The 20,734-nt window shown below is 60.3% G+C and carries 21 protein-coding genes; 9 read left to right on the plus strand and 12 right to left on the minus strand.

Translation table 11 applies throughout. The features are described from left to right. Positions 1–16 precede the first annotated feature (16 nt). A complete protein-coding gene (locus tag JIO00_RS17085) occupies positions 17–898 on the minus strand; it encodes a LysR family transcriptional regulator (protein WP_154501136.1) in 882 nt (293 codons plus the stop codon). Positions 899–1,014: 116 nt separating this feature from the next. Here JIO00_RS17085 and JIO00_RS17090 point away from each other — a divergent pair, with 116 nt between their 5' ends. After that, positions 1,015–2,046: a D-cysteine desulfhydrase family protein gene (locus tag JIO00_RS17090; RefSeq protein ID WP_154501137.1), complete on the plus strand. Its 1,032-nt coding sequence runs from the start codon at positions 1,015–1,017 to the stop codon at positions 2,044–2,046. A 151-nt stretch (positions 2,047–2,197) separates the two neighbouring features. Beyond that, positions 2,198–2,545: a pyocin S6 family toxin immunity protein gene (locus JIO00_RS17095; protein ID WP_306092901.1), complete on the plus strand. Its 348-nt coding sequence runs from the start codon at positions 2,198–2,200 to the stop codon at positions 2,543–2,545. A 72-nt stretch (positions 2,546–2,617) separates the two neighbouring features. Here the strand turns inward: JIO00_RS17095 and JIO00_RS17100 are convergent, their stop codons facing one another. Beyond that, positions 2,618–2,956 (minus strand): FKBP-type peptidyl-prolyl cis-trans isomerase, encoded by a 339-nt coding sequence (locus tag JIO00_RS17100; protein ID WP_077749311.1) that lies wholly within the window; start codon positions 2,954–2,956, stop codon positions 2,618–2,620. Between the two features lie 165 nt (positions 2,957–3,121). On the opposite strand from JIO00_RS17100, the gene JIO00_RS17105 reads away from it, so the two are divergent. After that, a complete protein-coding gene (locus JIO00_RS17105; RefSeq protein ID WP_010455194.1) occupies positions 3,122–4,195 on the plus strand; it encodes a sensor domain-containing diguanylate cyclase in 1,074 nt (357 codons plus the stop codon). 9 nt (positions 4,196–4,204) lie between these two features. On the opposite strand, the gene JIO00_RS17110 is transcribed toward JIO00_RS17105, so the two are convergent. Then, complete coding sequence (locus JIO00_RS17110) at positions 4,205–4,513, minus strand: RcnB family protein (RefSeq protein ID WP_102594365.1); 309 nt, start codon at positions 4,511–4,513, stop codon at positions 4,205–4,207. 205 nt (positions 4,514–4,718) lie between these two features. On the opposite strand from JIO00_RS17110, the gene JIO00_RS17115 reads away from it, so the two are divergent. Both JIO00_RS17115 and JIO00_RS17120 read left to right on the plus strand, forming a co-directional pair. Beyond that, the gene (locus JIO00_RS17115; RefSeq protein WP_200666377.1) at positions 4,719–6,011 is read left to right on the plus strand and encodes an MFS transporter; all 1,293 of its coding nucleotides are present in this window, start codon (positions 4,719–4,721) and stop codon (positions 6,009–6,011) included. Positions 6,012–6,036: 25 nt separating this feature from the next. Beyond that, positions 6,037–6,813: a substrate-binding domain-containing protein gene (locus tag JIO00_RS17120; protein ID WP_010455200.1), complete on the plus strand. Its 777-nt coding sequence runs from the start codon at positions 6,037–6,039 to the stop codon at positions 6,811–6,813. Here JIO00_RS17120 and JIO00_RS17125 read toward each other — a convergent pair. Further along, positions 6,803–7,717: a LysR family transcriptional regulator gene (locus tag JIO00_RS17125; RefSeq protein WP_154501138.1), complete on the minus strand. Its 915-nt coding sequence runs from the start codon at positions 7,715–7,717 to the stop codon at positions 6,803–6,805. The two genes, JIO00_RS17120 and JIO00_RS17125, sit on opposite strands and share 11 nt — an antisense overlap. 157 nt (positions 7,718–7,874) lie before the next feature. Here JIO00_RS17125 and JIO00_RS17130 point away from each other — a divergent pair, with 157 nt between their 5' ends. Beyond that, the gene (locus tag JIO00_RS17130; protein WP_200666379.1) at positions 7,875–9,686 is read left to right on the plus strand and encodes a monovalent cation:proton antiporter-2 (CPA2) family protein; all 1,812 of its coding nucleotides are present in this window, start codon (positions 7,875–7,877) and stop codon (positions 9,684–9,686) included. Positions 9,687–9,795: 109 nt separating this feature from the next. On the opposite strand, the gene hcnC is transcribed toward JIO00_RS17130, so the two are convergent. The 5 genes from hcnC to JIO00_RS17155 form a co-directional block, all read right to left on the minus strand. Next, positions 9,796–11,046: a cyanide-forming glycine dehydrogenase subunit HcnC gene (hcnC, locus tag JIO00_RS17135; protein WP_083376495.1), complete on the minus strand. Its 1,251-nt coding sequence runs from the start codon at positions 11,044–11,046 to the stop codon at positions 9,796–9,798. Continuing rightward, the gene (gene hcnB / locus JIO00_RS17140; RefSeq protein WP_200666381.1) at positions 11,039–12,448 is read right to left on the minus strand and encodes a cyanide-forming glycine dehydrogenase subunit HcnB; all 1,410 of its coding nucleotides are present in this window, start codon (positions 12,446–12,448) and stop codon (positions 11,039–11,041) included. Before hcnB ends, hcnC begins: the two co-directional genes overlap by 8 nt. Next, positions 12,445–12,759, minus strand: coding sequence for a cyanide-forming glycine dehydrogenase subunit HcnA (gene hcnA, locus JIO00_RS17145; RefSeq protein ID WP_010455211.1), 315 nt, complete (start codon positions 12,757–12,759; stop codon positions 12,445–12,447). The genes hcnB and hcnA overlap by 4 nt, the downstream gene beginning before the upstream one ends. A gap of 236 nt (positions 12,760–12,995) precedes the next feature. Continuing rightward, positions 12,996–13,535 carry a hypothetical protein gene (locus JIO00_RS17150; RefSeq protein WP_010455213.1) on the minus strand — a complete coding sequence of 180 codons (540 nt, stop codon included), beginning with the start codon at positions 13,533–13,535 and terminating at the stop codon, positions 12,996–12,998. Positions 13,536–13,839: 304 nt separating this feature from the next. Beyond that, a complete protein-coding gene (locus JIO00_RS17155; protein WP_010455215.1) occupies positions 13,840–14,781 on the minus strand; it encodes a hypothetical protein in 942 nt (313 codons plus the stop codon). 277 nt (positions 14,782–15,058) lie between these two features. Here JIO00_RS17155 and JIO00_RS17160 point away from each other — a divergent pair, with 277 nt between their 5' ends. Both JIO00_RS17160 and JIO00_RS17165 read left to right on the plus strand, forming a co-directional pair. Further along, positions 15,059–15,742, plus strand: coding sequence for a response regulator transcription factor (locus tag JIO00_RS17160; RefSeq protein WP_010455216.1), 684 nt, complete (start codon positions 15,059–15,061; stop codon positions 15,740–15,742). Next, a complete protein-coding gene (locus JIO00_RS17165; RefSeq protein WP_200666383.1) occupies positions 15,720–17,114 on the plus strand; it encodes a sensor histidine kinase in 1,395 nt (464 codons plus the stop codon). The genes JIO00_RS17160 and JIO00_RS17165 overlap by 23 nt, the downstream gene beginning before the upstream one ends. Before the next feature lie 136 nt (positions 17,115–17,250). Here the strand turns inward: JIO00_RS17165 and JIO00_RS17170 are convergent, their stop codons facing one another. From JIO00_RS17170 to JIO00_RS17180, 3 genes are read right to left on the minus strand one after another with little or no spacing between them, the layout of a single operon-like run. After that, positions 17,251–17,661, minus strand: coding sequence for an SRPBCC family protein (locus JIO00_RS17170; protein WP_154913343.1), 411 nt, complete (start codon positions 17,659–17,661; stop codon positions 17,251–17,253). A gap of 26 nt (positions 17,662–17,687) precedes the next feature. Further along, complete coding sequence (locus tag JIO00_RS17175; RefSeq protein WP_145311032.1) at positions 17,688–18,485, minus strand: SDR family NAD(P)-dependent oxidoreductase; 798 nt, start codon at positions 18,483–18,485, stop codon at positions 17,688–17,690. Between the two features lie 11 nt (positions 18,486–18,496). Then, entirely contained in the window at positions 18,497–19,504 is a 1,008-nt protein-coding gene (locus JIO00_RS17180; protein ID WP_077749321.1) for an aldo/keto reductase, read from the minus strand. Positions 19,505–19,622: 118 nt separating this feature from the next. Here JIO00_RS17180 and JIO00_RS17185 point away from each other — a divergent pair, with 118 nt between their 5' ends. Then, on the plus strand, positions 19,623–20,528 hold the full coding sequence (locus JIO00_RS17185; RefSeq protein WP_010455227.1) for a LysR substrate-binding domain-containing protein: 906 nt from the start codon (positions 19,623–19,625) through the stop codon (positions 20,526–20,528). The last annotated feature ends 206 nt before the right edge of the window (positions 20,529–20,734 follow it).

The following is a 20,734-nucleotide window of genomic DNA, read 5'->3' on the forward strand; positions in this document are numbered from 1 at the left end:
CTTCAGGACGCCACGATCACGCCAGTCGATCCGCGACAAACTCGACAAAGGCGTGCAACTTGGGCAACGATTTCCTGGAGCGCGGATACACCATCTGCACCGGTTTGGGCGGCGGTACGTAGGCGTTCATGATCCTCACCAGCTCACCTTTGGCCAACGCCGCCGACACCAGAAAGTCGGGCTGCATCAAAATCCCCTCCCCAGCCACGGCCGCCTGCAACAACACCTGACCGTCATTGCTCTTCAACACGGCGCTTTCGGGCCAGGGCACTTCGCTGGAGCCGTTTCTCAGCGGCCAGGCAAACCGGTTGTTCCAGGACGTATGAGTGAGAATTCGGTGCCGGTGCAGGTCCTCGGGGGACTGCGGTTCCTGCCATCTTTCCAGATACCGGGGCGAAGCGCAGATCACCATGCGATACGGCGGCAACGGCGTGGCCAGCAGGTTGACGCCAATCAGCTCGGAAATCCTGAACGCCAGATCGAATGACGTCTCGTACAGATCGATCACTTCATTGCTCAAAATCAGCTCGACCTGGATCTGCGGATAACGCTGCATGAATTCGGACACCAGCGGCCCGACCAGGGAAACGCCGAGACTCATCGGCGCGGTGATGCGCAACAGGCCGCTGGGTTCCGGGCTGGACGCTTCCACCCGACTGAACGCGTAGTTCACTTGCTCCAGCGCCAGTTTGGCTTCTTCGTAAAACAGCCGCCCCTCGCCCGTGATGGATTGCCGACGCGTGGTGCGTTTAATCAGCTGGGTATTGAGGGTTTTCTCCAGCCCCTGGATATGCCGCCCGACCATGACCGCCGACATCCCGACTTCACTGGCCGCATCGGCGAAGCTGCCCGCCTCGACCACGGCGACGAAGACTTCCATTTGCCTGAGTTTGCTCATGTCCCTGCCTTGCATTCAATACATCAGGTTAAAGGAGTAATAACCGGCGATGCGTTTATCACCCGGGACTTTGTCCCTAGAGTCACTGCATTAAAGTGCATAACGAGGCGCCATTGATGCAAACCCTACTGGACATGTCACTGAGTTCTTTTGCGCGGGCAGACCTGTTGCAAGGCCCGACGCCGATTCAGCGCGCCGAACGCCTGGAACAGCTGCTGGGTTTGAAGGCACAAGGCATCGGCCTGTTTCTCAAGCGCGATGATCACATGTTGATCGGCGGTGGCGGCAACAAACTGCGCAAACTCGAATTCCACCTCGGCGCGGCGCTGGCGTCCGGGGTCGACACGGTCATCACCATCGGCGGCCTCCAGTCCAACCATGCACGGCTAACGGCCGCCGTGTGCGCCCGCCTGGGCATTGCCTGCGAATTGATCCTGACCCGCTCGGTGCCCAAAGCCGAAGTGGACTACGAGCTCAACGGCAACGTCCTGCTCGATCAGTTGTTCGGCGCCGACTTACGGGTGCTTGCCGGCGGCAGCGACTCACTCGCCGAGGCCGAGAAACGCGCCGCCCACCTTCGGGAAGCCGGGCGCACAGTGTTAGTGATACCAACGGGTGGCTCAACGCCGCTGGGCAGCCTCGGTTACGCACGCTGCGCAGCGGAGATCGCGCAGCAGGAAACGCAACTCGGCCTCACCTTCAACCAGGTGGTCGTGCCCAATGGCAGCGCCGGCACCCACGCCGGACTCGCTGCAGGGTTCCAGGTGCTGGGTCGGGGTACGTCGATGGTCAAATCGTTTTCGGTCTTGTCTGATCGGGACACGTCAGCGGACAGAACCGTGCGACTGACTCAAGACGCACTGACGTTATTGGGCAGCAGCGCCGTCGTTGAGGCGTCAGAGATTGTGATTGATGGCAGTCAACTGGGCGACGGTTACGGTCTGCCGACCCCCGCGATGCTCGACGCGGTGCGCCTGATGGCTCGCGCGGAAGGTCTGTTGATTGACCCCGTGTATTCCGGGAAAGCGTTTGCCGGGCTGTTGGGTGATATCAGGCAGGGACGTTTCCAGCGCGGTGACAATCTGCTGTTTGTGATGACCGGGGGAACGGCGGGATTGTATGCGTATCGGGAGACGTTTCAGGTCTGATCCGAAAGGTTAACGGGAATCTGTGGTGAGGGTGCCTCTTCCCTCACCAAATTTGGAAAAAACGACCGAACATTCAGAAAAAACTTACATCCATTTAATGCCCATTGCTATAGCGTCCGCATCGTTTACAAAAGTTGAAACAAGGATGCTCATGGCTAGCAAGACAGACACACCTGCAGTTCAAAACCCACCGTCACGCGACGGGCACCCGGCTTGCAACAACCGCCAGGATCACTCGGGAATAGATCAGCAGGCCCACTACGTTTTCTGGATCAGTGGATTTTCAAAAGGTGATGATGAAGGTGACTTCTTAAGGTACGAACTGACCGTTCTACCTGAATTTGAAGCTGCAATATTGAATGTACTTGGCTGGAACAATCTTGATGAAAGCGCCTATGGGGATTGTTTACTGACTGCCGAGCAAATTATAAAAATAGCCATAGCCATTGATGTGCAGCTACCGACTGACCTGGACCTCTTCATAGGCGTGCGGGAATAGTGGGGAAAGCTGTTTGATTGCAGCGAGGGGCTTGCCTCCTCGCAGCACCAGCCATTTCAGCCCACGCGCCAATCAATCATCCCGCGTCAGCACTTCCAGCAATTCAATCTCGAAAATCAAATTCGAATTCGGCGTGATCGCGCCCATCGTCCGCTCGCCGTAGGCCAAATGCGCCGGCACCCACAATTTGCGCTTACCGCCCACCTGCATGCCCATAATTCCCTGATCCCAACCCTTGATCACCCTCCCTGTGCCAATCACACACTGAAAAGGTTTGCCACGACTGTAGGACGAATCGAATTCGGTGCCGTCTTCCAGCCAGCCGCGGTATTGGGTGGTGATCAGTGCGCCTTTGACGGCGGCTTTGCCGCCGCCCACTTCAAGATCGATTATCTGCAATTCATCATTCATCACGTTCACTCTATTGTTCTCACACCCGACAGGGCCCAATGGGCGCCGTTTTCCCAGAAATGTGCGCCATTGGCAACCCATTCGGAACGGTTTTCGGCATTAACCTCAACTAAGATAAGCAACACCAAGACACTCGGATCAATATGACACGATGGCAACCCCTGAATGAATGACGTCTGGACCAGCGCAGCCATCGGCTCAGTGATGCTTGCCCTGATCATTGCGCTGATCTGCCGCGAGCGCTCGCTGCAAAAGCAATTGGCCGAGCAACGCGCGCTGATCGCCAGCCTGTCCGAAGGCCTGCACATTCGCCAGGACGGCGACGCCGAGCGTTTCAAGCGCAGCCAATACTTCGCCCGCATCGGCACCTGGGACTGGGATGTCGACACTGACAAGCTCTACTGGTCGGACGCGATCTACGGGATGTTCGGTTTCAAGATCGGCGAGGTCACCCCCTCGTACGCACTGTTCTGCGCCTGCGTACACCCGGACGACCGGGCCAACGTTCGTGCCGGGGAATTGCGATGCCTGGAAACCGGTGAAAACCATGACGAGGAATACCGCGTGGTCTGGCCCGACGGCAGCATTCGCTGGCTGCGGGAAACCGGCAACGTGGTCAAGAACGACCATGACGCAACCATCAAGATGATGGGTGTGGTGCGCGACATCACCGAGGAAAAAGCCTCGGCCAGTTACCTGCAACACCTGGCCCATTACGACCCGTTGACCGGCCTGCCCAATCGCCTGGTGCTTGAAGAACGTCTGTGCGAAGCGCTCGAACAGGCACGGGTCAGCGCCACCCGGGTGGCATTAGTGTTTGTCGATCTCAACGGGTTCAAGGCGATCAACGACCACTACGGTCATGCGGCCGGCGACCGGGTCCTGATCACGACCGCTACGCGATTGAAGAAAATCCTGCGCTCGACCGACACCGTTGCCCGGATCGGCGGCGATGAATTCGTGGTCATTCTGCAAGGGTTGCCCCAAGGCGTCAGCCTGCAAGACGAGGCTCGCACCATCTGCCAGAAAATCTTCGTCGAACTGTCACCGCCCATCACCATCGGCAACGACCAACGCCACATCGGCACCAGCCTCGGGGTCGCGGTATTCCCGGACCATGCGCCGAGCATGGACCGGTTGATTCATATAGCGGACCTGGCGATGTATGAGGCGAAACGCAGCGGGAATAATCAGTATCGATTGGGCACTGAAAGCCCGGTGCGCGCTCACAGCGAGTAGCCGTTCGACCTAACGCTCAACCGGCGTAATGTCCACAATCGTGCCGTTGGTGATCATCACCATCATGTACTTGTCATTGATCTGCACCCACTGCGCCTGTTCCTTGGGTGCTTTCAGGCCTTTCGCCTTCCAGTTGCGCAGCGCTTTATCTGTGTGTTGATACATGTCCGGAGCGCGATCGCCGACCACCAGTTCGCGGGTGTTATTGACGCCGGGCTGGACGGTTTTTGCGGCGGGTTCATCCGCCTGAACGAGGGGGCTGATGCCGGCAACGCCAGCAGCGATGACCAGGGCGGCGATGAGGGATTTGCTGTTCATGGGTGATCCTTGGTTGATGGCATACCCAACTCCGACTGTGTCCGCGGTGAATCATTCCGTTCGTACACATTGATCCGCCTCACGCATTAATGCATGCCAACAATGCACTTATCATATCGATCGCCCTGCTCCACCATTCGCCTCAATAAGAACCGTGCACTGCGCCCAGGCAATGCACGTCATAAAAGCGGTGGAGTACAGGTCAATGACAACAGCAATCCCTTCCGGGCGCTCTCGCGCCGGAGCAATTTTCCGGGTCACTTCGGGCAACTTCCTCGAACAGTTCGACTTCTTCCTCTTTGGCTTTTACGCCACGCAGATCGCCGCTGTCTTCTTTCCGGCCAGTAGCGAATTCGCCTCGCTGATGATGACCTTCGCGGTGTTTGGCGCAGGCTTCCTCATGCGTCCGTTGGGCGCAGTGGTGCTGGGTGCCTACATCGACGATGTGGGTCGGCGAAAAGGGTTGATTGTGACGCTGTCGATCATGGCCAGCGGCACGATATTGATTGTGTTGGTGCCCGGTTACGAAACCATCGGGCTGTTCGCACCGGCCATCGTCCTGATCGGCCGATTGCTGCAAGGCTTCTCGGCCGGTGCGGAAATGGGCGGGGTCTCGGTGTACCTCTCGGAGATCGCCACGCCTGGCAACAAAGGCTTTTTCACCAGTTGGCAGTCGGCCAGCCAGCAAGTGGCAATTATTGTCGCAGCGGCATTGGGGTATGGACTGAATCAATGGATGGCGCCGGCCATGATTGCCGACTGGGGCTGGCGGATACCGTTTTTCGTTGGCTGCCTGATCGTGCCGTTCATTTTCTTCCTGCGGCGCAACCTGGAAGAAACCGAAGAATTCACCGCGCGCAAACACCGTCCGAGCATGGGCGATGTATTCCGCACACTGGCGCAGAACTGGGTGATCGTCTTCGCCGGAATGATGATGGTCGCGCTGACCACGACCGCCTTTTACCTGATCACCGTGTACGCACCGACGTTCGGCAAAACCGTGCTGCACCTGAGCACGTCCGATGCGCTGCTGGTGACCTTGCTGGTGGGGGTGTCGAACTTCTTCTGGCTGCCCCTGGGCGGGGCCTTGTCCGATCGTATCGGACGACGTCCGGTATTGATCGCCATGGCGTTGCTGACCCTTGCCACCGCGTATCCGGCGCTGACCTTCCTGGTCAACGCGCCGAGCTTCATGCACATGCTGCTGGTGTTGCTGTGGCTGTCGTTCATTTACGGCTTGTACAACGGCGCGATGATCGCCGCGCTGACGGAAATCATGCCGGTCGAGGTGCGGGTCGCCGGTTTCTCCCTGGCCTACAGCCTGGCCACGGCGGTATTCGGCGGTTTCACCCCGGCGATGTCGACCTTCCTGATTCAGTACACCGGCGACAAAGCCGCGCCCGGCTACTGGATGAGTTTCGCCGCGCTCTGCGCCTTGTGCGCGACGCTGTATCTCTACCGCCGCTCGACCGGTCGCCTGCAACCGGCGCTGTCTTGAACCCGTCCTTTTCGAGAAGATGCCCATGAAGAAGCTATTTAATCTTGCAGCCCTGGCCTTGGCGGCCAGCCTTGGCCTGAGTGCTGTCGCCCAGGCCGAAGAGATTCGCGTGATGACCTCCGGTGGCTTTACCGCTGCCTACAAAATCCTCGGCCCCAAGTTCGCCGCATCCACCGGCAACACGCTCGACACCGCCCTGGGGCCATCGATGGGCAAGGCACCGGAAGCGATCCCCAATCGCCTCGCTCGAGGTGAAAAGGCCGACGTGGTGATCATGGTCGGCTACGCCCTCGACGACCTGATCAAACAAGGCAAAGTGGACCCTGCTTCACGGGTGGAACTGGCGGATTCGCGGATCGGCCTGGTGGTGCGCGAAGGCGCGCCGAAGCCAGACATCAGCTCGGTGGACGGCTTGAAAAAGACCCTGCTTGACGCCCGGTCGGTGGCGTACTCCGACAGCGCCAGCGGCGTATACATCGAGAATCAACTGTTCAAGCGCCTGGGCATCGAAGATCAATTGAAACCCAAATCCACAATGATCCCGAAAATCCCGGTCGGCTCGGTGGTTGCCACGGGCGACTATCAGTTGGGATTCCAGCAAGTCAGTGAATTGCTGCCCGTGCCGGGGGTCAGTTTTGTAGCGAAGCTTCCGGAATCGGTGCAGTCGGTGACACGTTTTGCCGCCGGCATTCCAGTCGGCGCGCAACACCCCGCCGAAGCCAAGGCACTGCTCGACTATATGGCCTCTGCAGCCGCCCAGTCGGACGTGAAAGCAACCGGACTGGATTCGGTCAGCCGCTGAGAACGGGTGGCTGCACTTTCATTTCCACCACCAGCCGTTCCAGCTCCAGCGCCGCCGGGGTCAGGGTTCGCCCCCGGCGTTTGATCAGACCGACACTGCGCATCACCTGCGGATCGGTCAGCGGCACCCGTGTCAGGATCGGGTGATCGGCTGCCGGCATCGCCATCGACGGCACTGCGGCCACCCCTAATCCCGCCTCCACCAGCCCAATCATCGTCGTGACATGGCGGGTCTCGCAGATACTCGGCCGCTGCGGCACGATGCCGGTCAGTGCCTGGTCCAGCAAAAAACGATTGCCGGACGTCTTGTCCAGCGAGATGTAATCCTGCTGATAAAACTCATCCCAGGCCACGCTGCTACGGCCGGCCAACGGATGATCGCGCCGACAGGCCACCACGTAACTTTCTTGCACCAGCGGCTCGAACTCGACCTCGGCCTCCAGCGCGCCCATGAAACTCAGACCGAAATCCGCCTCACCGTTGACCACTGCGCTGAGCACGTCATGTGCGCTGGAGTCGAGTACCTTGACTTTGATCCGAGGAAATTGCCGGTGGTAATGGGCAATCACGCGCGGCATGAAGTAATAAGCCGCCGAGGGTACACAGGCGACCGTGACATGGCCGAGCCGGGTTGAAGCCACTTCACTGATGCCCAGCAACGCGACGTCGAGGTCATCAAGCAATCGCTCGACACTCGGCATAAAACCACGGCCGGCCTGGGTCAGGCTGACCTTGCGGGTGGTGCGTTCGAACAAGCGCACACCGAGGGCATCTTCGAGTTTTTCAATTCGCCGGCTCAGTGCTGGCTGGGAAATGCGCACGGTATCGGCCGCCTTGCGAAAGCTGCCCTGCTCGACCACGGCACGGAAGGCTTGCAGATCGTTGAGGTCGAAATTGATCGCCATGGTGTGCACTCAAGGGACGGACAGATTGATCAGCTTATCCTATGAATGTAACCAATTGATGCAAGTTGTAACAGCATGACTCCCGCTCTTTGCTGACGTGTGAAGTCCCAACCTTTATCCTGTCGCCCCCGCCGTACCGAGTAGCTGGAGTTTTGTCATGCCCCATGAAGGCAACCTTTTACAAGCCGCCGTTGTGTTCCTGTTCGCGGCGGTGCTCACCGTGCCCTTGGCCAAGCGCCTGCAATTGGGGGCCGTGCTGGGTTATCTGTTTGCCGGTGTCATCATCGGTCCATCTGTGCTGGGATTAATCGGCAATCCACAAAGCGTCAGCCACATCTCCGAACTCGGCGTAGTGCTGCTGCTGTTCATCATCGGCCTGGAATTGTCGCCGCGTCGCTTGTGGGTGATGCGTAAATCGGTGTTTGGCGTGGGCCTGGCGCAGGTGTTGCTGACCGGTTCGGTGATCGGCGTGCTGGCGCTGTTTGTCTTTGGCCAGCCGTTGAACAGCGCCATCGTCCTCGGCCTGGGGTTGGCGTTGTCATCTACCGCGTTTGGCCTGCAAAGCCTGGCCGAGCGCAAGGAACTGACCAGCCCTCACGGGCGTTTGGCGTTCGCGATTCTGCTGTTCCAGGACATTGCCGCGATCCCCTTGATTGCCATGGTGCCGCTGCTGGCGGGCGGCGACCACACCACCACGGCGGCCGAGGATTTGAATCACGGTTTGCGGGTGTTGGGCAGCATCGCGGTGGTGGTGATCGGCGGGCGGTATCTGCTGCGTCCGGTGTTTCGCGTGGTGGCCAAGACCGGTTTGCCCGAGGTGTCTACCGCCACCGCGTTGCTGGTGGTGATCGGCACGGCGTGGCTGATGGACCTGGTCGGCGTGTCGATGGCGCTTGGGGCGTTCCTCGCCGGGTTGCTGCTGGCGGATTCTGAATACCGTCACGAACTGGAAGCGCAGATCGAACCGTTCAAGGGCCTGTTGTTGGGTCTGTTTTTCATCAGCGTCGGCATGGGCGCCAACCTGAGCCTGCTGCTCAGCGCGCCAATCACGGTGTTGGGCCTGACCCTGTTGCTGATCGCAATCAAACTGCCGCTGCTGTTTGTGGTGGGCCGATTGGCCGGCGGGTTGGGCAGGGTCAGTGCGATTCGCCTCGGCATCGTGCTCGCTGCCGGTGGTGAATTCGCGTTTGTGGTGTTCAAGATTGGCCGCGACCAAGGGTTGTTCGAGGCGCGTCTGTACGACTTGCTGGTGCTGACGATCACCCTGTCCATGGCGGTCACGCCGCTGCTGTTGCTGCTGTGCGCCCGCCTGTATTCGCCGAAGGTGCAGCCTGTGGTGGTGCCGGAGAAATTCCGCGACATCGACACCGACGCACCGCGTGTGGTGATCGCCGGCATGGGCCGGATGGGGCAGATCGTGGCGCGGATTCTGCGGGCACAAAACATCAAGTTCGTGGCGCTGGACACGTCCGTGGAAACCATCGAGCTGTCCCGCAGCTTCGGCGGCGTGCCGGTGTTCTACGGCGATCCGATGCGCCCGGAAATCCTCAGCGCGGCCAAGGTCGAGCAGGCGGAGTACTTTGTCATCGCCACCGATGACCCGGACACCAACATCAAGACCGCCGAGGTGGTGCACAAGCTCTATCCGCACATCAAGATCATCGCCCGGGCCCGTAACCGTCAGCACGTGCACCGGCTGGTGGACCTGGGCGCCGAGGCGATTCGTGAAACCTATTATTCGAGCCTGGAAATGAGCCGTCGCACCCTGGTCGGACTGGGGCTGACCCAGGCGCAGGCCGATGCGCGGATCAAGCGCTTCAAGCATCACGATGAACAGGTGCTGGAGGCTCAGCATGCGGTTTATGACGATGCCGCGAAGGTGCTGCAGACCGCCCAGGAAGCTCGGGCGGAACTGGCGCGGTTGTTTGAGGCGGATCAGATGGAGGAGCGGGAAGCGGGCAAGGCTTGAGTCATTGGGTGAGTCTTATGCCGCTTTCGCGGGCAAGCCTCGCTCCTACAAGGGCAGCGGATCTGTAGGAGCGAGGCTTGCCCGCGAAGAACGATAACGCGGTGTAATGTCAGGCCAACTTCTTCAACCCAACGCGCTCCTCGGCAAACCGATCCGCCAAAAACGGTGTGATATCCAGCGGCAGCGGTTCGTTGTTAACCAGTTTATCCAGCAGCACCCCGGTAATCGCCGACGTCAGAATCCCCGTGCGGAAATGCCCACACGCATTGAGATAACCCTCCACCCCGTTCATAGGCCCGAGAATCGGCAACTCATCCGGCGACCCCGGGCGCAGCCCCGCCCAAGTCCGTTTGAGGTTGACGTCCGCCAGCTCGGGAAGACAGCGCACCGCCCCCTGCACCAGCCCGGCAATTTCCGGGTAGGTGGTGGTCACGTCGAAGCCTTTATCCTCCGTCGTGCTGCCAATCAGGATCTCGCCGTTGTCTTTCTGCGCCACATAACAATCGCTGGTGGTCAGGCAACCGTTGAGGATTTTCGGCAGGCGTTCGGTCAGTAGAATCTGCCCCTTCACCGGTTTCACCGGAATCCGGATACCGGTGGCCTGCTCACTCAAATCCGCCGCCCAGGCACCCGCTGCGTTGATCAGCGTGCTGCAGTGAAACACTCCGGCTTCGGCCGTCTGCACACCGCTGACGCGAGAACCCTGGTGCAAAACCCCGGTGACGTTGGTGTTGAAATACAGGTCCACGCCGTTCTGTCGCGCGCCTTCGGTGTAGGCATCGGCCAGTCGGAACGGACTGACTTGATGGTCGCAGAGAAATTCCAGCGCCCCGCTCGCCTCATGGCTGACACTCGGCTCGGCCGCGCGCAGCGCCGCCTGGTCGAGCCAGCGCACCTGATCGGCCAAATGGGGAATGCAGGCTACGATGTGTTCGGCGTAGAGTCGGTCTTCCTCGTCGTAGATCACGAATTTCAGGCCGGTCTTTTCGAACTTGAAATCCATCCCGTGACGGTCTTTCAACTCGCGGTGCAGTGCCGGGTACATCGCGTTGGACTGCAAGGCGAAATCGAAGAACGACTGCGGCAGGATGTGCGGCGTGCTGGAATCCACCACCACCGCCGAACCCTGGGCTTCACGCTTGCGGTTGGCTGACATCATGCGAAAGAAAATTACCCCGCAGCCCAGTCCTACCGACTCGCCAATCGCCCACAAGCCGCCGGCTGACGCGCGGGTAGCGTTGCCCGGGCGCTTGCAGTCGATCAAGGCGACTTTGAGGTTTTTGCGCTTGGATAACTGATAGGCGCAGGACGCCCCGATCACACCGCCACCGGCGATGACCACGTCATAGGACTTACTCATGATTCGCGGCCTCCGTGCCGACGGAGTGGAACGCAGAAAAGGGAATCGGATCGATAGGGAAACGCGGCCGCAACCAACCCACGTCCTGCCGACCGGTGACTTCGCGCAACCGGTCGGTGCAATAGCCGACGCACATCCGCCCCTGACAATCGCCCATGCTCACTCGGGTGCGCATTTTCAGGCTGGCCAGGTCTTGCACGCCTTGCTCCAGTGCCCGGTCGATGTCGGCGCGGGTCGCGTGTTCGCAACGGCAAATCACCGTATCGGCGGCCGGCAGCGCGGTTTGTCCGGCGCCTCGCTCGGTGTATCGGTCGACCGCCGCGCGAAAGCGCACGATGGCCTTGAGTTTCGACAAATAGCGATTGCGCCGTACCAGGGCCAGTTCCGCGTCCAGCACGTCCCGTTGCAGCAGGATCGATGTGGCCGCAATCCGTCCCGCGAGCATCGCCGCTTCGCCACCGCGAATGCCGCCCATGTCACCGGCCAGGTGCACGTGAGGCTCGCTGCTTTGCTGCCAGATATTGGCACTGGCACGCAGATAACCGTCGTCGCTGTACCCGTGGTTCAGGCCCATCTGCTGACTGAGTTGGGTGCGCGGGATAAAACCGTAGCCAACCGCCAGCGTTTGCGCAGCAATCTGCTCGGCACGGGTCAGGTCCGGCACCCAGGTGCTGGAATATGGCGCCACGGTCACGGCACTCAGCTCTCCTTCGCCCTGCGCCGCCACCACGCCCCAGCCGTAATGCATGGGGATGCCATGCAGCTTGAGGAACGCGAGCATGCTCAAGCCATCGAGGAACAACTGCGGCTTGTTCAGCAGTGACAGGCTTTCCCGAGCGATCTTGCCGAACGCGCTGGCCTCGTAAACACCCGCGACGGTCACACCGCACGCGTGCAGCTGACAGGCCACCAACGGCAATAAAGGGCCGGTGCCGGCAATCACCACGGGGCCTTGAGGCTTGACCACCCCGCTCTTGATCTGCAATTGCAGGCCGCCCAGCAGGATCACCCCGGGCAAGGTCCAGCCAGGGAACGGCACGCTGCGTTCATGGCAACCGGCGGCGAGCAGCAATTGCGGGTAGTCGACTTTCTGCAACTGCTCCTCGCTGTCCAGCACCACCAACGCGCGCGTGCCTTCGGCACCGACCACGCGGTGATTCAGGCGCACCTCGATCAGCGCTGCGTGCGCCTGGAACTCGCCATGCAAGGTGGCCAGCGCCTCCGAGTACCGCGGCCCCAGATAGTCCAGTTGCACGCCATCGCGCAACGGTCCGCGATAGACCACGCCGCCCAGCCGCGAAGCTTCTTCAAGCAACGTGCAACGCACGCCGTGCCGGGCCAATTCAATGGCCGCCGCCATCCCTGCCGGCCCACCGCCGACGATCACTGGAAGCAGGCTCATACACCCTCCTGCTCAACGATGCGGTTGACTTGGGTTTCGACCCGCATGCCGTCACGCACCACGGTCTGACAGGCGCGACGTTTGTGCCGACCATTGATTTTCACCAGGCAGCATTGGCACACGCCCATGCCGCAATAGGCGCCGCTGATTTGGTCGTGATCGTTACGGGCCACCTGGCGCAGGCCAAGGGATTGAATGACCGAGAGGACGGTTTCACCAAGGGCGGCGCTGACCGGTTGGCCGTTGATATGCACAGTCATATCCGCGCGCGGTAGCGGCTGGATATCAAACATTCTGTCTAGGCGAGGCATTGCGATGTTCTTCCATGAGAGTTCAGGTGAGGTTCCACAGCTCCTTGCTGCACTACACCTTGCGGGCCAACGACTCGGTAAAAGGCTCGCACCGGTACTTCGACAGCGCAACAGGGTGCGCGTCAAAGCAATGTAGTCGAAGCCACAGAAGGGGCTTGGATCTTTTACGGTAGGAGATATCGCAGAAGAGAATATTGATCCAGGCCAGTGAAAGACTCCGCCCCCCAACCTGTCGATCAGTTAGAGAAAACGTACTGACCCTTGACCTTTTTCGATCCCACGAAGCCCAGGTCCGGGAACAACAGGTTTTTTACCAAGGCGACGAAGAACACCATGCCCAGGGTGATAACGACGCCGACCACGGTCATCACCGGGTCTTCTTCATATCCCTTGAACATCCGCGAAATCTGGCTGACGGTCAGAATCACGTAAATGGTGTAGGCCTGTGCCACGTTTTTGTAGAAGCCCCAGGCAAACGCCAGCGGTACCAACACCGCAAACAGGGTGAAAAACACGACCGCACCAGAACCGATCATCGCGCCCAGGTAAAACCCGGACACCGCACCCAGCAAGGCCTGTACGCAGGTCAGCGCGATCAGAAGGGTGACCTTGCGTGAATGCTTTTCCCGCAGTGCCGGATCGGGCCGGGCGCCAATCCAGTAAGCCAGCACCCGATCCTTGACCGCCCCACCGGAGAACGCCTTGAACGTCTCGGTTTTGGAGCGCCCGGCGTCGAGCATCGCCACCAGTTGCCGCTTGATTTCCTTTTTGTCCAACGTACTTCTCCCCTTCTTGAGTCAATGCAAAATAAAGGTGGGAGCGAGCCTGCTCGCGAAAGCGGTGCATCAGGCGACATCCTCATCGACTGAAAGTCCGCTATCGCGAGCAGGCTCGCTCCCACAGTGGGGCATCTTCGCTTTATTGGCCGCCAGAAAGCAAAACGCCGCTTCCACCCGAGGCGGAAGCGGCAGAGGCAAGAGCCTCAGTCGATCAATGCATGAACAGGGCGATCAAGATGATGATCGGGATGGGCACGCCAAGAAAAAACAGTAGTAATGAGCGCATGGTAATTCTCCTGGGTTAGCGAACAGGTGGCACGGAAGTGGTGGTCACGTAGGTGTCGGTTTCCAGATACACCACGGCATCCCGACGACGGCCGCCGAAGGTCGCGGCAAGGCTGGCAAAAAACGCACCGATCAGCAGTGCAATGAACATCCACAGCGAGGTCCAGGCAGCGACTTTGGCGGCAGTGTCAGCCGCTTGTTGCGCAGCGAGCTTGGCGTCGGCCACGGCTTTCTGGGTGCGGGCGTAGACTTCATCGACACGGCGTTCGGCATCGGCCTGGGTCAGGTTGGTGCGCTGGGCGACCAATTGCGCCAGGTAAGTCCGGTCTTCGGCGGACAGCTGACCGTCATTGCTCAGGGAGCGAACGAAGATGCGAGTCACGGTGCTGCGGGCGGCGTCATCGCTGACGGCAGCCGGACGATCATCGCGGAACAGACTGTCAACGAAATAGCCGTACTGGTCACTGTCGGTATTACCCGCCGCGGTGCCCGCCGCCTGAGTCGCAACGCTGGCAGCGCCACCGACCACACTCGCGCCGGCTTGCACGCCACCGCTGACAATGCTGCTGACCGAACCGACGACCAGTGTCGCGGTGACCAGCGTGGCCACGCACCAGGCCAGGAAGCCATGGGCTGTGTCACGGAAATAGACTTCATCGCCGTGCATGTTGGCCCACTTCACCCGCAAGCGACCGGCAATATAGCCACCGAGTCCGGATGCGACGATTTGCGTAGCGGCCAGCCAGATGATCGTCGAGATCCCCAGGCCCTTGGCACTCACGCCTTCATTGGCCCAGGGTGAAACAGCCGAGAATCCCAGACCAAATCCCAGCAGCACCAGAATCAGCGACAACGCCGCCGCTGCGGCGGCACCGGCAAAGATCGCGCCCCAGGACACACCCGATAGCGTGCTTGATTCTTCGTAGGCGGGATAGAAACCATCAGAGGATCTATTCATTGTTTTATCGCTCCAGGCAGAAAGATGGTGTTACAACTCTTCGAAGAAGGAAGTGCAGTCACCGTGCCAGTCGCCAACTTTAAATAAATCGTTTTATTTCAATGATTTATAAATTTTGAACTTCCAATCCCGTTGCATTTTGCAAGGATGGCTGGATAGCAGCGGGTTTTATGCATTGATCAAAAGCGAGCTCGCATGAAGTTTTATTTAGAAAGCCGGCGGTCATTTCTTGGCAAAATGCCGCTCTATGTTGAGCACCTCTAATCAGGCAGGCCCCATGACCCGCATCTTGACCATCGAAGACGACGCCGTGACCGCCCGGGAAATCGTCGCCGAACTCAGTAGCCACGGCCTCGACGTCGATTGGGTCAACAACGGCCGCGAAGGCCTGGAACGTGCGGTCAGCGGCAACTACGACCTGATCACCCTCGACCGCATGTTGCCGGAGCTCGATGGCCTGGCCATTGTCACCACGCTGCGGACCATGGGCGTGGCCACGCCGATCCTGATGATCAGCGCCCTCTCCGACGTCGATGAACGAGTGCGCGGCTTGCGCGCCGGCGGGGACGATTACCTGACCAAGCCGTTTGCCACCGATGAAATGGCCGCCCGGGTTGAAGTCCTGTTGCGTCGCCAGAACACGGTCACGGCCCAGGCGACCACGCTGCGGGTGGCCGATCTTGAGCTGAACCTGATCAGCCACGAAGCCAGCCGCGACGATCAACTGCTGACGCTGTTGCCCACTGAGTACAAGTTGCTGGAATTCCTGATGCGCAACACGGGGCAGATTCTGTCGCGGATGATGATTTTCGAAGAAGTCTGGGGGTATCACTTCGACCCCGGCACCAACCTCATCGATGTGCACATCGGCCGGCTGCGCAAGAAGATCGACCCGCCTGGCAAAGTCCCATTGATTCGGACCGTGCGAGGCTCGGGTTATGTCATTGCTGAACCCCTCTAACGGCTGGCGCTCATCCAGCAGCCGCTTGCTCGCGCTCTACAGTTCACTGTTCGTGATCTGGAGCGGGATTCTGATGGGGGTCATGTACTACGAGGTGTCCGCGTACCTGGACAATCTGGCCAAACACTCGCTGATGCAGCGCCAGCACCTGTTTTCGCACTTTCAAGGCGAACAATTGGCCGACGCCCTCGCCGTCAGCATGACCTTCGACATTCGCGGCATCGACGCCTATGGCCTGTTCGATTCGCAGCACCGTTACCTCAGCGGTGCGCTGCGGCACATGCCCGAAGGCTTGCCGCTGGATGGCAAGATCCACATGCTCGGCGACTGCGCCGAGTCTGACGACCCCAGCCTGCCCACCGACAGTTGCGACGCGGTCGCGACCCAGACCAAGGACGGTGGCTGGCTGGTGCTGGTTCGCGATAACGGTTCGTTGTTTGCCGTGACCCGGATCATTCTGCACGCGTTGCTCTGGGGCGTGACGCTGACCATTTTGCCCGGCATCGCCGGTTGGCACCTGTTGAGGCGGCGTCCGCTGCGGCGGATTCGTGCAATCCAGGCCAGCGCCGAGGCCATCGTCGCCGGCGACCTTACCCGGCGTTTGCCACTGTCCAATCGCCGCGATGAACTGGACATGCTCGCGGCCATCGTCAACGCCATGCTCGAACGCATCGAACGCTTGATGAACGAGGTCAAGGGCGTGTGCGACAACATCGCTCATGACCTGCGCACACCGCTGACACGCTTGCGGGCGCAGCTGTATCGAATCCAGCAGCAGGCGGATGACGGCTCGACGCTGGCCGTGCAGCTGGACTCGGTGCTCGGTGAAGCCGATACCTTGATGGCGCGGTTTCGTGGATTGCTGCGGATTTCCGAACTGGAGGACCGCCAGCGGCGTTCCGGTTTTGTACAGCTGGATCCGGTGCCGTTGTTGCAGGAGCTGCATGATTTTTACCTGCCGCTGGCGGAGGAAGGCGAGCTGCTGTTCAAGCTGCAATTGCCTGCGTCACTGCCAATGTTGAACGGCGATCGGGCGCTGTTGTTTGAAGCCGTGGCGAACCTGCTGAGCAACTCGATCAAATTTACCCCGCCCGGTGGCGAGGTGATTTTGCGCGGGGTCAATGACGCAGGGCACACGCGAATCGAAGTGCTCGACTCAGGGCCGGGTATCCCGGAAAGCGAACGCGAAGCGGTGTTCCAGCGCTTTTACCGTGCCGAGAGTGGGAATCAGAAAAGCGGGTTCGGGTTGGGGCTGTCGATCGTCGCGGCGATTGTCAGCCTGCATGGGTTTGCGCTTGAAGTGGGCACCAGTGAACTGGGCGGTGCGCGGTTGGTGCTCGATTGCGGCCACGATCTGCTTCCCCAGACCTGACCCGGTCTCCCTGAACGAACACATCCCCCTGTAGGAGTGAGCCTGCTCGCGATAGCGGTCTATCAGTCAATCTCTATGTTGAAGCTGAAGACGTCATCGCGAGCAGGCTCACTCCTACAGGGGATTTATGGTGTTATCAGGTTGGGTAGTTCGCCCGCAGGGCTTCAAGACCGCCCTGATAGATCCCGGCAAACAACGCTTCAACTTCTGTTTCACTGACACCGTCGGGCGTAAAGCGACCCGACCACGTCACCCGAGCCCCCTGCCCCTGAGCCTCGACCTTGATCGTCGCCAGGTACTCGGTCGCCGGAAACGGTGCATGCAAAATCGAGTAGCTGTAAGTCTTCCCGGCGTTATCAAACGTCTCCAACCGCTCAACTACCTTCGCCCCATCCGCCGTTTGCAGGCTGCGCACCCGCCCGCCTTCACTCAGTTCGCTTTTCGGGATAAACGGCAGCCAGTCCGGCAGCGTGTCGAAACCGCCAATCAATTGCCACACCTCATCGGCCGAAGCCGGAATGTCGATAAATGCTGATGCCTTTGCCATGTAATCCTCTCTCTCAATCAATAAATTCAGATGGCCATGCTGTCGACGACACCGCCGTCGACCCGCAATGCCGCGCCCGTCGTGGCCGAGGATAGCGGCGAGGCGATGTAGGCCACCAGGTTCGCGACTTCTTCGACATTCGCCACACGCTGGATGATCGAGGTCGGCCGGGCCTTGCGCACAAACGCATCGGCTTCTTCCCGGACACTACGCCCCGATTCGGCGGTGGCCTCCTTGAGCATCTGCTCCAGGCCATCGGTCAATGTCGGGCCGGGCAGGATCGCATTGACTGTCACGCCAGTGCCCGCCAGCCGTTTGGCCAGGCCGTGGGACACCGCAAGGTTGGCGCTTTTGGTCACGCCATAATTAAGCATGTCGGCCGGGATAGCGATCCCGGATTCCGAGGACAGGAAAATCACCCGGCCCCAGCCCTGCTTGACCATGTCCGGCACGTAATGCCGGGACAGGCGCACGCCGGAGATCACGTTAACCTCATAGAAGCGCGTCCACTCGCTGTCCGGCGTGTCGAAAAAATCCACCTCGTTGAAGATCCCGAGGTTGTTCACCAGGATGTCCGCGCGCGGTTCGGCGGCGAACAGCTTTTCGGCACCGTCGGCGGTGCCGAGGTCAGCGGTCAGGCCACGCAATTGCGCGCCCGGCACGCTCTGGCGAATGCTCGCCAGCGCCTGCTCGACCTTGGCCGTCTCGCGGCCGATCACCACCACCGTGGCGCCGGATTCGGCCAGCGCCTTGCTGATGCCCAGGCCAATGCCGGCGGTGCTGCCGCTGACAATGGCGAGTTTTCCAGTCAGATCGATTTTCATGCTCAAACTCCTCAGAGGGGCAATGGCGCGCGTTCGCTCACCAGTTTCGCGTCACGCATCGCCTGCCAGAATGCAGCGGGGATCACGGCCGACAGTGCCGCAACATCTTCGGCAATCCGGTCCGGACGGCTGGAGCCCGGAATCACCGCAGCCACGGCCGGGTTAGCCAGTGAGAACTGCAGCGCAGCGGCCTTGATGTCGACACCGTGGGCCGCCGCGATGCGTTTGATCTGCTCGACTTTGTCGACGATCGCCGGGCTGGCTTTCTGGTATTCGAAATGGGTTCCACCGGCCAGAATGCCCGAGCTGTAGGGGCCGCCGACCACGATTTCGACGTTCTGCGCCAAGGCCGCGTCCATCAGACGTTGCAAGGCCCGGTCGTGGTCGAGAAGAGTGTAGCGACCCGCCAGCAGAAAACCGTCCGGTTGGGCTTCGGTCAGATCAAGGGTCAGCTCGCAAGGTTCGACCTTGTTCACGCCCAGGCCCCAACCCTTGATCACGCCTTCTTCACGCAAACGGGTCAGCACTTTGAACGCGCCGGTGCGGGCCTGGTTGAAGTATTCCAGCCACTGGTCGCCGTAAAAATCCTGGGCGATGTCATGCACCCAGACGATGTCCAGGCGATCGGTTTGCAGGCGCTTGAGGCTGTCTTCGATGGAGCGCATCGTGGCGTCGGCGCTGTAGTCGTTGACGATTTTGTTCGGGCGGCCGTGTTCGAACACCCCGCTCTTTTCGCCCAGGTCACGGGCCGATGCATCTTCGACTTCATCGAGGATGACCCGGCCGACTTTGCTGCTCAGCACGTAGTCGTCGCGGTTGTATTGGGCCAGTGCAGCACCCAGGCGAATCTCCGACAGGCCCGAACCGTAAAACGGCGCGGTGTCGAAGTAGCGAACGCCGGCATCCCAGGCCGCGTGAACGGTGGCCCGCGCCTCGTCTTCAGGAATGGCGCGGAACATGTTGCCCAACGGGGCCGTGCCGAAACCCAGCGCGCCGGGCAGTTTGTCTTTCAAGCTCATGGTTCAAATCCTCGTCAGTGTCAGAGGTCAGCTGAGTGACCGTTTGGCAGATCCTAGATTGCGATGATCGGACCGTCCAAGACATAATGCGCAGCACTTGAGTCCCTATAGGTCTTACATGATCGACATCCGCCAATTGCGCTACTTCGTCGCCGTCGCCGAAGAAGAACACGTCGGTCGCGCCGCCGAACGCTTGCACATCTCCCAATCACCCTTGAGCCGGCAGATCGCCCAGCTTGAAGAACGCCTGGGCCTGACCCTGTTCGAGCGCAGCCAGCAGCGCATCCGCCTGACCCGCGACGGCCAGACCTTCCTCGCCGAAACTCGCGCCCTCCTGACCCATGCCAGCCGCCTCGAATCCCTGGGCAAACGCCTCGGTCGCGGCGAAGAAGGCGGCCTGTGCATCGGCTACATCGAAAACGCCATGCACGCTGGCGTGCTGCCCAATGCCCTGCGGGTGCTGCGCGTCGACCGGCCGAACGTGCACGTTGCGTTGTACAACCTGAGTTCCGCCGAACAACTCGAAGGCCTGCGCCAGCGTAGTCTGGATATCGCCCTGGTCAGTGAACCGCCCGTCGCCGACGACCCGGACCTGCTGGGGTTTCAGGTGCTGGACGACCCGATGCTACTGGCCCTGCCCGAACACCATCCCCTCGCCCACCAGGCCACACTGACCCCGGCCGACCTGGCCAATCAGGAATGGATCGGCGTGCAACACCGACAGAACTGCGCCAGCCGCGAAGACTTCGTCAGCGCCTGCATCCGCGCCGGTTTCACCCCGGACATCCGCATGGAAGCCACCGAGCCCTTCACTGCGCTGGGGCTGGTGGCGTCGGGGCTGGGCATTGCGATGATTCAGAAAGGCTTGAGCCGCAATGCGCCGCCGGGTGTGGTGCTGCGGGAAGTGCCGTGGATTTCGTTTACCACGCCCTTGTGGGCGGCGTGGCACCGGATCAATTTGCGGCCGCTGGTGGAGACGTTCAGGAAGGTGCTGACCGAATCGGAGGCGGTTCACACCCCCTGATGGTGCATCTGCATGATTTTTTGTTGGCGCCAGGCTTGCCGGCGAAGGCGTCCTCAAGTGCGCCTTCGCCGGCAAGCCTGGCTCCTACAGGTACGGCTTGTCCCTGATTTATTACACATGAGATTTGTTCAAGCGGCCCTGCGGTTTTGTGCTTTGACCCGTTTCCCTTCCGCCGACTACAACAGCCACTCGCTTGTCATTCACGG

Source organism: Pseudomonas sp. SW-3, from assembly GCF_016615645.1.
In the GTDB taxonomy this organism is placed as follows: Bacteria; Pseudomonadota; Gammaproteobacteria; order Pseudomonadales; family Pseudomonadaceae; genus Aquipseudomonas; species Aquipseudomonas mandelii.